The organism is Halorussus pelagicus, assembly GCF_004087835.1.
In the GTDB taxonomy this organism is placed as follows: domain Archaea; phylum Halobacteriota; class Halobacteria; order Halobacteriales; family Haladaptataceae; genus Halorussus; species Halorussus pelagicus.
In genome coordinates this window covers 1599808-1611322 of sequence record NZ_CP035119.1, presented here as the reverse complement: position 1 = coordinate 1611322, position 11515 = coordinate 1599808, and the positions used below count along the sequence as shown (strand labels likewise).

The following is an 11515-nucleotide window of genomic DNA, read 5'->3' as shown; positions in this document are numbered from 1 at the left end:
TTCGGCCTTCCCTCTTCGAGGTATGACGGTCGCACGCACGGTCGAACTCGAAGGCCACATCATCGACTCGGGGATGATGCAACAGTGCTTCGGCGTCGTGATGGACCTCGGGGGGAACTTCGACGTGGAAGAGTTCGAGGTGGGCGAACACAAGGACGCCGAGTCGTACTGCCGGATGACGGTGACAGCCGACGATGAGGACTCGCTCCGCGAGATTCTGCACGAACTCAACCAGCACGGCGCGCACCTCTCGAACCCGCCGAACGCGACGCTGAAACCCGCGCCCGGCGACAGAGTGGTTCCCCACGGCTTCTACTCGACGACGAACCATCCGACGAAGGTCCGCTACGAGGACGAGTGGCTTCCCGTCGAGAACATCGAGATGGACTGCGCCGTGGTGGTCAAGCCAGCGGACGAAGATAGCGACGACGCACCGCGCGCCTACACGAAGGTGCTGAACGCCATCGAGGAGGGCGACCTCGTCGTGGCCGACGAGGCGGGCGTCCGCGTGGACCCGCCCGAGCGCCCGCGAGGGTCGTCGGGACCGTTCGGGTTCATGCAGGGCGGGGTCTCGGCGGAACGGCCCTCGGGGTCGCTCATCCGCGAAATCGCCGAGGCCATCGCGGAGACGAAAGCCGACGGCGGGTCGGTGCTGGCGGTCGCCGGTCCCGCAGTCATCCACGCGGGCGCTGGCGACGCGCTGGCCCGCCTCGTTCGGGAGGGCTACGTGGACATGCTCTCGGCGGGCAACGGCTTCGCAGTCCACGACCTCGAACGCGGCCAGTACGGCACCTCGCTCGGGATGGACGTAGAGACGATGGAGAGTCCTCGGAAAGGCCACAAGCACCACATCTACACCATCAGCGAGATAATCCGGGCGGGCGGCATCGAGGAAGCGGTCGAGCAGGGACTCGTCGAGGAGGGCGTGATGTACGAGTGCGTCGAAAACGACGCGCCCTACGTTCTCGCGGGGTCGATTCGGGACGACGGCCCGCTCCCCGACACCATCACCGACGCCGTGGAGGCCCAGAACGCCATCCGCGAGCAAGCCCACGAGGCCGACCTCGTAATCATGCTCTCGACGCTCCTGCACTCGGTCGCGGTCGGCAACTGCCTGCCCTCGACCACGAAGGTCGTCTGCGTGGACATCAACCCCGCGACGGTGACCCAACTGCTCGACCGCGGGAGCGCGCAGGCCATCGGGATGGTGACGGACGTGGGCACGTTCGTCCCGAAACTCGCCGAGGTGCTAGTCGAGGAGTAGCGAGGCGAGTCGGCGCGGTGTGGGTATCGCGTCGTTTCTCGTCGTGTCGTCCCCCTCGGGACACTACCCGGAGTCGGATTCGCCGTCGCGGTGTACGGTCTCGGCTGGGCGCTCGCGGTTCGACAGTCCGAACAGGAGACGCCGCAATCGACGCCCGACCGGGACGACTGATTCGAAACGGCTCGCACCGATGCCACCTGAAGGGATTATCCCGCTCGGTTACTAAGGACCGGTATGCAGTGGTGCGACCAGCTACCGAGTCCGTCCGGAGGGAAGGCGTGACGACCCCACTCCGAAGCCAGAAGGGGGAATGGCGTGACTAACGACCCCCTTCCGGCCGAACACCTCACGCCGCTCGCCGCGCTCGCCGACGAGGTACTCGCGGGCGTCGGCTACGAGATGGCGGCCGCCACCGACGCCATCGACGACGCCGTCTCCGGCTACGGCGGTCTCTTCGACCCCGCGACCACCTCGGACGAGTTGCGTCACGCGCTCGAAAGCCTGCTGGATTCGGGACTCACCCGGCCATCCGCTCCCGAACCGACGAGCGACACTTTCGTCCTCTACGTCGATGGTAGTTCACGCGGCAACCCCGGTCCCGCAGGGGCAGGTGCTGTCATCATGGACGCCGAGGAGGACGAACTCGCCCGTCTCGGCCGACCCGTCGGCTCCCGGACGGGGAACAACACCGCCGAGTACGTCGCTCTCCAACTCGGTCTCTCGGAACTGTTGGCTCGCTACGAGCCGCGCAGACTGGAAGTCCGCATCGATTCGATGACGGTCATCCGAGACGTTTGGGGTGGCGACGACCCCACCGAGCCGGGCGTCGAAACGTACAGCGAGGCCGTCGCGGCGGCGCTATCGAGCATCCCGGACCACCAGTACACGCATCTGGCAGACAGCGATCCGAACCCCGCCGACGCGCTGGCGACGGTGGGTGCCGATATCGCCGCCCTCGGACCGGGATAGCAGTGGTACGCCGCTTTCGATCCGAATCCCCTGCACCTTCGAAACCCGCAGAAGCTACTCTCAACGACGTACTGACCGGGCCTGCTCCGTCTCGCGTACTATTTCTGTCCGCCTTCGAGAGTACAGCATAGTCGCTCTACGCGTCACGTTGTCGTGATGCGCTCCCCGAGTTCCGGCGCACTCGCCTCGAAGCCTTCGCCGCGCAGTTCCTCGGCAAAGGACTCACAGCGGTCGCCGTGGTTGACCAGAATCTCGGCGTCGCGGTACGAATCGAGAAAGTCCAGCAGGCCGTCGCGGTCGGCGTGCGCCGAGAAGTCGTAGGCTTCGACCTGCGCGCTGACGGGCATCACCCGACCGTCGATTTCGGCCCGGCCCCGGTCCAGCAACTCGCGGCCGGGCGTCCCCTCGACCTGATAGCCCGTGAACGCGAGTTTGTTCGTCGGATTTGCCCGAATCTCGGGGACGTAGGTCATCGCGGGACCGCCCGAGAGCATCCCGCTGGTCGTCACGACGACGGTGTTCTTGTCGGCGATGCGCCTACGCTGGCCGTCACGTCCTGTGACGAACCGCGCGTTCGACTTCGCGCGCCCGAGGGCGTCGGCGTCGCGGACGAACTCGGGATACTGGCGAGCGATTTCGGTCACTTGCTGGCCCATCCCGTCCACGTAGCAGTCGATGTCGTGGGCTTCACAGACCATCAGCATCTCCTGCGTTCGACCGATGGCGAACGCCGGAACGACGACGGTACCACCCTCCCAGAGGGTCGTCCGGACGCTCTCGGCGAACGACTTCTCGACCTCGCCTCGGGGGTCGTGGTCCACGTCGGAGTAAGTCGATTCGGTAATCACGATGTCCGCGTCGGGTCGTGCAGTGGTCCCCGAGAGCAGTTGCGTGTCCGCGGTGTGGAAGTCGCCGGTGTAGAGCAGTCTGGTCTCGCCGTCGTTGACGAGGACGTGCGCGCTCCCCGGAATGTGTCCGGCGTCGAAAAAGGTGACTTCGTATCCGGCCGCGGTGAAGGTCTCGCCGTAGCCGTGGGTCTCCGAGACCTGACTCATGCGCTTGACCTCGGTGTGGGTGAACGGGCAGTCGTAGCTTCCCCCGCGGAGTTTGAGCGTGTCCTCGGCCAGCACGCGAGTCAGGTCGCGGGTCGGGGGCGTCCAGTGGATGGGCGGCCGGGCGTCGCCCGACAGCAGGGAGGGGACCGCGCCGACGTGGTCCAAGTGGCCGTGGCTCACGACCACGGCGTCGGGGTCTGGGTCGCCGACCGGAAACGACGGCGGGTTGCCCGTCGCCATCCCGTAGTCGAGCAACAGAGAGTCGTCCACGAGAATCGCGCTCCGGCCGATTTCGCGGGTCCCGCCGAGAAATTCGACGTTCATTACCGGTCGGTAGCGGCCGAGACCGTTTTCATCCGTCGGTTGCAGGGCGTCTCGACTCGGACACGCCGACCCGCGGAGGTCGAAGCACATGGCGTACACTCGTCGCAGCCGACTGCGAAGGCGTCGCGGCCGGGGCGAGTTGCGTCAAGGGACCGCGAACGGCCGGGGAACCGAACGCCCAAAAGCCCTCGAACCGTACGATTCGGCCGAATGGACCGAACGCTCGAACTCCCGAGCGGCGAAACCGTGACGCCGGACGACGTGTTTCTCTACAACGGCTATCCCTACCGAGTCGAGTTCCCGGAGGGGTCCGAGAGCGACGACGCCGATGCGGAGTTCTGGCTCTCGCCGCTCCACTGGGGCGGCGGCGAGATGGACATCCCGTTCCGGGAGCGCGAGGCACTGGTCGAGCAGTGGGGTCCCGAGTCGCGGGGCACCCTCAGCGAGAGCGAGTGGGACCAATGGGTGCGCGAGGCGCGCCACGACGACCGATTCGGCGACGACGAACTCGACGCGCTCCATCGGGAACTACCGACCTCGGGCGGCGGTCTAGTCGCCCGGATTCGGCGAACGCTCGGGTTCTAAACGCGGCGTAGTCCAAAACACCAAAAGAGTCGTATACGTTGAGGTTCAAACTCCTCGTAATGAATACCAAACTCCTCCCATTGGCTTTCTTGGAGTGCAACGACGAAGAGCCAATAGAGGGGATTACGAGGTTCATGAAACTGATCTTCCTCGCACAGAGGGAGAAGCTTGACCAGGACTTTTACCGGTACGAACCGGGTCAGTACGGACCGTATTCGAAGTCACTCTACGACGACATCGATAGATTGGAGTCTGAAGGCTTCATCCGACGGCGGGATGAACCGACGGGGGACAAGAAGAGTGACAAACAAACCTATGAACTCACTGAAAAGGGTGAGCGAACACTCCACCGAGCACGCGAACTTCCGGGGAACGAGTTCCCGGAAGCAGTAGACGGTTTAGAGGCGGTCAAAAGCCAATACAACGAGATGGACCTCTGGGAGTTGCTCGAACACGTTTACGGGGAGTACCCGGAGATGGCTAAAAACAGTGTTCTCGACATCTCTACCGGAAGAGCTGTGTGACGGGCTAATATCGTCCTATTCGGGGTTCTTCTCGTCGGTATCGGTTTCCTGTCCGCTACGCTCCTCGTCCGCCTCTTCTGCAAACTCCTCTAACTCCTCGATTTCGGCATCTTCGACCGACCCCGCGTCTGCCGAGTCGTCAGTCGTGTCCGATTCGGGTCTGGTCTCTTTACGCGACGTGTCGAGGTTACTCTCGTCTCTACCGACTGCATCTGCGGTCTTCAGTCTATCAAACTCAATGTGAGTGATACCTTGGTTGTGGAGGTACGCAGTGCCGGTGTAACGATACGTATCTCCGATAGAGCCGTCTTCCCCTCGAATCACTCGTCGCGGATTTTCGAGGAGAATATCCCGGTTCACGCTGATTTCGCCGTTGTCTTCGACTCGACCCCATAGTTCGTCGCCGGACTGCATTCGGACGCGAACCTGATACTCCTCCGAATCGGTTTTCGACTCAACTTCCGAGAAGAACGTGTACCAAAGCCCTTCGCGTTTTGCGACATGGTCGCCGCCGAAATCGAGGACGCCGAGCAAAACACCGACGCCGAGCGAGGTTCCCAACAGTTGCAAGTAGACAGTAATCGCGGTCGGGAGGTGACTCCACACTGACGATAGTTCGGCGAAGCGCAAGAGATGGCCATTCAGGAGACTGTACCAAAAGTAAACGCCACCCATCGAGAGAATACTCACTCCGAAACTCAGCGCAATCGTATCGACGCGATTTAACCAGTCCGCTCGGTCGGCTATCAGTAGCCCGAGTTTTACGCCAGCGAGTCCGGGTAAGACGAAAACGACGAGAGAGACTAAATTCAGCCCTAATGAGAGACTGCTCGGCATCTATCCACGGTTGAGAGACCTGTATTTATAAATCAAACGAAAAATGTCTATATCGACTACAATCCGTTTACCCACTCCGTGCGTGAATTTCGGTTGCTCTGCTACCCATTCAGTAATTCCTGCGTCCGCTCGGCGGCCGCCGAGCGGAACGCCCGCAGGTCCACCGACGCGCGCTCGTGGAACAGTCGCTGGTGTTCCTCGCGGGCGATGGCCTCGATTAGGCGGTCGAAAACGTCGTCGAACCCGGTCGAGCGTCCGGCGGCGTCGAGGTCGGCCGCGATGCGCTCGACGCGCTGGCGGGTGACGTACCGCTCGGCGAGTTCGTCGGCGGGCGCAGTCGCGGGGTCGGCGTCCTCGCCCGCCGCCCGAGCGTCCGGCCGTCGAATCGTCGCGCGCTGGCCGGTCTTGTTCCGGACGACGACGCCCGCGGCAGGTCCGTCGTACCACGCCGACGCCGGGAGGTCGTAGCTCTGGGGGTCGAAATCGACCGCACGTACCTCCTTCTCGAAGGTGTTGACGGCGTGCAGTCCGAGGTGGTCGAAAATCCGCTCGACCGAATCGGGTGGCAGAAACCGCTCTTCGGTGGCGTCCCACACGTCGAACCCGAGGACGGCGGGCGTCCGCGACCAGTCGTACTCGACGGCGCGCCGGACCGTCGCCTCGCCGAAGAACACGACCGACGAGGGGTCCGCGACGCTGTTTCGGAGGGCCTCGCGGTCGAGCGATTCGCGGACGTGCCGGACCGCGTGGCCGTACGGCAGGGGGATTTCGTCGGCGTCGAACGTCCGGGTTCGGTCGCCAAACTGGAGGAGGCCGGACTCTCGCAGGCGGAACCGGAGGTGGAGACCCGCAATCTGTTCCTGCAACCAGAGGTGGCCCGACGCGAAGAGGTCGGGCGGTGCCTCGTCGGGGCGAGGGACGGCGGGGTACTGCTTCATGGGAAGGAGTGTCGGCGAGCGGAAGTAAGGGTTTGGTCGGACGCCGGGAAGACCGCACCGCGACGGCACGGCGGACGATGGCAGACGCCACGGAGCGGTCCCAGAGCCGCCGTGGAGGCGCGTTCAGGCGTGTTTCTCTAGCACGCGCTGTAGGTCCTCACGAATCGTCGCCGCGTCGGCGTCCCGAATCGTCAGACTCGTCTTCGACTCGTCGGTGTCGGCCATCTCGCTCAGGAGGCCGCCCCGGCGGTCGATTTCCACGAACAGGGTGAGTTCGTCGGCGGACTCGCGCGCGACGAGTTCCACCTCGTCCAAGTCGCCGCGGAACGGCCCGGCTTGGGGCGTGAACTCGAACTCCTGGATAAATCGCTGGCCCGACCCGTAGCGGTCGTAGGGGTCGGCCTCGCACTCGGCGGTCCGGAACGAGAAACCTAACTCGTCCATCGCGTCGAAAACCGCCTGCAAGCGTGGGGTCGGCTGCACGTCGAGGTAGTCTTTGTCTTCGGGATCAACCGCCCAGTCAATGTCGAGTTCGGTCTCGACCCACACGTCCACGTTCCCGAGCGTGACGGGCGCTCCGTAGGGAACGTCGATTTCGACCGACCGAGTCTCCTCCTGACCGGGTTCGATGGTCAGGTCTTCGGTCAGGGTGAACCGGTCTACGTCGGTCTCCTCGTACCCCTCCTCGGTGGCGTACTGGGTCTCGATTTCGAACCGAATCGCGCCGATTTCCTGCTCGGCGGACCCGCCGTCGATGTGTACTTCCGCGTTGACGGTTTCACCGGGCGTGACGGTCGTGGAGGACAGAACGGTATCGACATTCGCGTTGCCGACGCCGATGCTAGCGAGAACGTTCTTCATGTCTTCACCTTAGCCCTCTCGCTCGGAGATACTGTATCTTTGGGAACGGTGGTCTGGTGAAGTGAAGTTATAACTATCCGGCAAGAAGGTCTAATCGTAGGAATTTCTGACTAGATTGAACCTAATATTCTAAAATAATAACGTCTCAACACTTATAATCTGATATCGAAAGATAAACTAAACATACCGTATTGGTTGTTTGTTACATGTCCGTTATCAGAGGTGCGGTCGAGAAGATAACAGATAGCAAAACAGCGGTACACCTCGCGTGGTTGCTCGTTTTACTCCTCGCGGAAACGGGGCAGGTTCTCGCAGGCGGGGGTGTCGGAGGAAGCGGTCCGTAAATCATTCTTCTTCCAACCACTCGTGGACTAACAGCAAGTCATCATCGACTATCAGTGGCGAGTACGGTTGGTCACTGCGAAGGTCGGCGATACGGTCGCTCGTCGTTTCGAAGTGATACGGGCCTGTGGAAAGGAAATGAGGCCCGTCATCGAGATACGTCTTCGAGATGCTCCCGAGACTGTGATCCCGAGTCGGATACGCATACCCGGTTAGCGAGAGCGGACCATCACAGTCAGACTCGATTAAATACATTAGCGGTACGAAATCGTCGCTCTGGGCCAGCGTGAATCCGGGGTCGCCGACCGCGATGTATCGAGTGGCGACGAAGGTGGATTCGCGCGTGATTTCGAGCGCACTTCCGATACTGAATCCCGCTTGGAACAGTTTCGCCAGCGTCTCACCGAGTTCGACCGCGGCGGGATTTCCGACGTTACCGAGACTCACAATACCGCCGTGACACCCGGCCTCAACCAGCGCGACGCCCTGATTGTGCGACCGACAGGCGTTGAGCAGAAACGCACGCATCCCGACCTCGGTCAGGTCGCGCGCGTCGAGTACACCGTCCGAACACTCGAACCCTTGGCCGTTGATGTGTCCGACGTAGTGAAAGAGGTCGGTCCGAGTCTGCAACAGGTCTCGGAGTTCGTCGGTCGTCACGTCGAAGTGAACGCTCGGGTCGAACGAGATGGTCTCGCGGGGACCGTACACCTCCGCGACGGCGTCCCACTCCTCGCGCATCTGCTCGTCGTTGCAGACGACCGTAATCTCGATGGCGTCGTCGTTCGTCTCGACGGAGTCACACTCGAACGCCTCGGGGAGGACCTTCGTCCCGCGAATCGGTGTTCCGTCACCGACCCACGCGACTTCGAGCGCGTCGTCTTTGTCGGGCATCCGGACGTACGAGTCGATAGGCGGGACACCGCGGCGCGCCGACGTGTCCCGCTCGGTCGGGCTTCTCACGCTTGTCCGCTCGGACGGCGAGGTTCGGTGAAAGTCCCCGATGGCGTTGCGCGTCTCGCGCATCTCGTCGGTCTCGTCGTAGGTCGGGCGGGGCGGAGACCGGAGAATCGAGAGGTCGTTGACCAGATACGGCAGCGTCTCGACGTTCTCCGGGTCCGGACGGACGTAGGTGACGCGGTGCCACGACGGCATCGCCTCCGCCACCGTCGAGTAGGGGACCGAGAAGTACGCCGAGAGTTGTTCGTCCAGCGGCGCGTCGTACAGCGCCGCGAAGTCGAGGTCCACCAGCGATTCGAGTTCGTTTCGGTCGGCGAGTTCGATGGGGTAGTACCCTTCAGTCCGAGTGATGCAATCGAGGAAGAACGCCTGCTTCAGCGTCCGAACCACGTCGTCCTCGAATCCGTCGCCGTCGTCGAAACGCCGCTCGAAACCGCCGACCGTCAGGCGAGGCGTCTCGCCAGCCACGAGGTCGCCCCCGAAATAATAGGTCAGCGGCGCGGCCGAGTAGATGGCGTCGTACTCCGGCGGTACCTCGACTGTCACTCCCGTGTCCGGCACGTCGAGTCCGTCCGGCACGTCGAGTTCGTCGCCGCGCTCGATGCGGGGCGGATACCCACGGAGCGTCGGCCACGACCGCTCGCAAGTGGTCGTCTTGAGCGCCGACCCGAGCGTCGAGACGGCGCGCATCACGTCGCGGGGGTCGTCGGTCGTCGTCACCGTCGCCGCCGGTGACTTGTGGAACGACCGCGCGCCGACCGAGACCGTGGTCTCGCGGTCGAATTCGATTCGCATCGAGTCGGTATCCGAATCGATTCGAATCCCGGCATCGACTTCGATGTAGAGTTTGACCGGCGTGTTCAACTCGATTCGGTAGCGGTCGGGTGGAAATTCGGCGGACGCGTCGTGAGTGAGGTCGGAGAGAAGTTCGCCCTCGGCGTTCCGGACGTACATCAAGACGGGGTAGGGGAGTGACAACTCGCTCGTCTCGACGCGACAGGCAGAGCTGACGGGAAATCGAAAGGAGTCCGGATCGGCGGGTAGCAACTCGACCGGGTCGGGCGTCGAAAAGGTGAACCTGCGGGTCTCGATGGGGTCTACGACCTCGAATCCGACTCCCTCGTCAAGCGTATCGAACCTCGGTTTCATCTCGAAGTGCCTCGAAGACGGCTGCGAGTGGTACGTGGTAGCGAGGGTACAAAATATCTGTGACGAGGTCGGTCGCGGATGATCCGGCCGAGCGGTCGGGACCAAATCGGACGCTACCGACTGTATTTTCTGGCTCGAACTCCAATTGGGAACCGTGACGGACCAAACGTTCACTATCGACGGTGACTGGAACGGACTGTACCTCGACGGCGAGTGGGTCAAGGCAAGCGACGGCGAGACCATCGCGGTCGAGAATCCGGCGACCCGCGAGCAGGTGACGGAAGTACCGGCCGCCACCGAGGAGGACGTTGACCGGGCCTACGAGGCCGCCGCCGAGGCCCAAGACTCGTGGAGCGAGCGGTCGGTAGACGAGCGCGTGTCCGTAATCGAGGACGCCATCGAGATTCTGGACGACCGACGCGACGACATTCTGGAGACGCTGGCGGTTGAATCCGGCAGCGCCAACGCCAAGGCGTTCGCCGAGTGGCAGACCGCCCAAGGGATGTGTCACCATGCCAAGGGACTCGCCGGAAAGATGGACGAGGTCGAGACCTCCGACTCGATGATTCCCGGCAAGGAAAACGAGGTCCAACGCGTTCCCGAGGGCGTCGTCGGCATCATCTCGCCGTGGAACTTCCCGTTCAATCTCTCGATGCGGGCGGTCGCGCCCGCGCTGGCGACGGGTAACGCGGTCGTTCTCAAGCCCGCCTCCTCGACGCCGGTTACGGGCGGCCTGATCCTCGCGCGCATCTTCGAGGAGGCCGGAGTCCCCGACGGCGTGCTGAACGTCGTGACGGGCCACGGCTCGGAAATCGGCGACCGCGTGGCCGGACACCCGGAACTCGACGTAATGGCGTTCACTGGTTCGACGGAGGTCGGCAAGCACGTCGCGGCCCAAGCCGCCGAGAACCTTGCGCTCCCCGCGATGGAGTTGGGCGGCAACAACCCCTTCGTCGTGACCGAGGACGCGGACGTTGACGCCGCGGTCGATTCGGCCGTCTTCGGGTCGTTCCTCCATCAGGGCCAGATTTGCATCTCCATCAACCGCCATCTGGTTCACGAATCGCTCTACGACGAGTACGTCGAGCAGTTGGCCGAGCGCGCCGCACAACTCCCCATCGGCGACCCCCGCGAGCGCGAGAACGTCGTCGGTCCCGTCATCGACGAGGGCCAGCGCGACCAGATTCTCGACTACGTCGAACAGACCGTCGAGCAAGGCGCGACCCTCGAAACCGGCGGCGACCACGACGACCTCTTCGTGGAGCCGACGGTCCTCTCGGACGCGACCAACGACATGGCCGCGGCCTGCAACGAACACTTCGGCCCGGTCGCGCCCGTGATTCCGTTCTCGGACGAGGACGAGGCCATCGAGATGGCAAACGACACCGAACACGGTCTCGCGGCCGCGATTCACGGCGGCGACCTTGACCACGCCAAATCCATCGCCGAGCAGATCGACGCGGGCATGGTCCACGTCAACGACCAGCCGGTCAACGAGGAGCCGTCGGTTCCGTTCGGCGGCATGAAGGCCTCGGGCATCGGTAGCTACGACGGCGAGGAGATTCTCCACGAACTCACACAGACCAAGTGGATTTCGACGCAGACCGAGAAGCGCGACTATCCGTTCTAGATTCTTATCAAACTCACAGATTTCACATATAAATAAGTGTTTCTAAAAGGAAGATTTACTAACATTTATTTATTGCC

At 63.0% G+C, this 11515-nt stretch carries 10 protein-coding genes; 5 read left to right on the top strand and 5 right to left on the bottom strand.

Features of this window, described 5'->3' with window-relative positions:
* The first annotated feature begins 22 nt into the window (after positions 1 to 22).
* Positions 23 to 1264 (top strand): ornithine cyclodeaminase, encoded by a 1242-nt coding sequence (locus EP007_RS08090; protein ID WP_128477172.1) that lies wholly within the window; start codon positions 23 to 25, stop codon positions 1262 to 1264.
* A 315-nt stretch (positions 1265 to 1579) separates the two neighbouring features.
* Positions 1580 to 2233, top strand: a complete 654-nt coding sequence (locus EP007_RS08085; RefSeq protein ID WP_128477171.1) for a ribonuclease HI family protein — start codon at positions 1580 to 1582, stop codon at positions 2231 to 2233.
* A 143-nt stretch (positions 2234 to 2376) separates the two neighbouring features.
* Here EP007_RS08085 and EP007_RS08080 read toward each other — a convergent pair whose 3' ends face one another.
* Positions 2377 to 3612, bottom strand: a complete 1236-nt coding sequence (locus tag EP007_RS08080; protein ID WP_128478541.1) for an MBL fold metallo-hydrolase — start codon at positions 3610 to 3612, stop codon at positions 2377 to 2379.
* A 210-nt stretch (positions 3613 to 3822) separates the two neighbouring features.
* Here EP007_RS08080 and EP007_RS08075 point away from each other — a divergent pair, with 210 nt between their 5' ends.
* Positions 3823 to 4197, top strand: a complete 375-nt coding sequence (locus tag EP007_RS08075) for a hypothetical protein (protein ID WP_128477170.1) — start codon at positions 3823 to 3825, stop codon at positions 4195 to 4197.
* Positions 4198 to 4256: 59 nt separating this feature from the next.
* On the top strand, positions 4257 to 4721 hold the full coding sequence (locus tag EP007_RS08070; RefSeq protein WP_128477169.1) for a PadR family transcriptional regulator: 465 nt from the start codon (positions 4257 to 4259) through the stop codon (positions 4719 to 4721).
* Positions 4722 to 4736: 15 nt separating this feature from the next.
* Here EP007_RS08070 and EP007_RS08065 read toward each other — a convergent pair whose 3' ends face one another.
* The 4 genes from EP007_RS08065 to EP007_RS08050 form a co-directional block, all read right to left on the bottom strand.
* A complete protein-coding gene (locus EP007_RS08065; RefSeq protein ID WP_243700350.1) occupies positions 4737 to 5558 on the bottom strand; it encodes a DUF6338 family protein in 822 nt (273 codons plus the stop codon).
* Positions 5559 to 5659: 101 nt separating this feature from the next.
* Entirely contained in the window at positions 5660 to 6496 is an 837-nt protein-coding gene (locus EP007_RS08060) for an RNA ligase family protein (protein WP_128477167.1), read from the bottom strand.
* Positions 6497 to 6619: 123 nt separating this feature from the next.
* On the bottom strand, positions 6620 to 7357 hold the full coding sequence (locus EP007_RS08055) for a sporulation protein (protein WP_128477166.1): 738 nt from the start codon (positions 7355 to 7357) through the stop codon (positions 6620 to 6622).
* Between the two features lie 345 nt (positions 7358 to 7702).
* A complete protein-coding gene (locus EP007_RS08050; protein WP_128477165.1) occupies positions 7703 to 9808 on the bottom strand; it encodes a CHAT domain-containing protein in 2106 nt (701 codons plus the stop codon).
* A gap of 154 nt (positions 9809 to 9962) precedes the next feature.
* On the opposite strand from EP007_RS08050, the gene EP007_RS08045 reads away from it, so the two are divergent.
* Complete coding sequence (locus EP007_RS08045) at positions 9963 to 11438, top strand: aldehyde dehydrogenase family protein (RefSeq protein WP_128477164.1); 1476 nt, start codon at positions 9963 to 9965, stop codon at positions 11436 to 11438.
* Positions 11439 to 11515 lie beyond the last annotated feature (77 nt).

Coding starts and splice junctions, on each gene's coding strand:
- EP007_RS08090 (WP_128477172.1), top strand. CDS start 23: ATGACGGTCGCACGCACGGTCGAACTCGAAGGCCACATCATCGACTCG.
- EP007_RS08080 (WP_128478541.1), bottom strand. CDS start 3,612: ATGAACGTCGAATTTCTCGGCGGGACCCGCGAAATCGGCCGGAGCGCG.
- EP007_RS08075 (WP_128477170.1), top strand. CDS start 3,823: ATGGACCGAACGCTCGAACTCCCGAGCGGCGAAACCGTGACGCCGGAC.
- EP007_RS08070 (WP_128477169.1), top strand. CDS start 4,257: ATGAATACCAAACTCCTCCCATTGGCTTTCTTGGAGTGCAACGACGAA.
- EP007_RS08065 (WP_243700350.1), bottom strand. CDS start 5,558: ATGCCGAGCAGTCTCTCATTAGGGCTGAATTTAGTCTCTCTCGTCGTT.
- EP007_RS08060 (WP_128477167.1), bottom strand. CDS start 6,496: ATGAAGCAGTACCCCGCCGTCCCTCGCCCCGACGAGGCACCGCCCGAC.
- EP007_RS08055 (WP_128477166.1), bottom strand. CDS start 7,357: ATGAAGAACGTTCTCGCTAGCATCGGCGTCGGCAACGCGAATGTCGAT.
- EP007_RS08050 (WP_128477165.1), bottom strand. CDS start 9,808: ATGAAACCGAGGTTCGATACGCTTGACGAGGGAGTCGGATTCGAGGTC.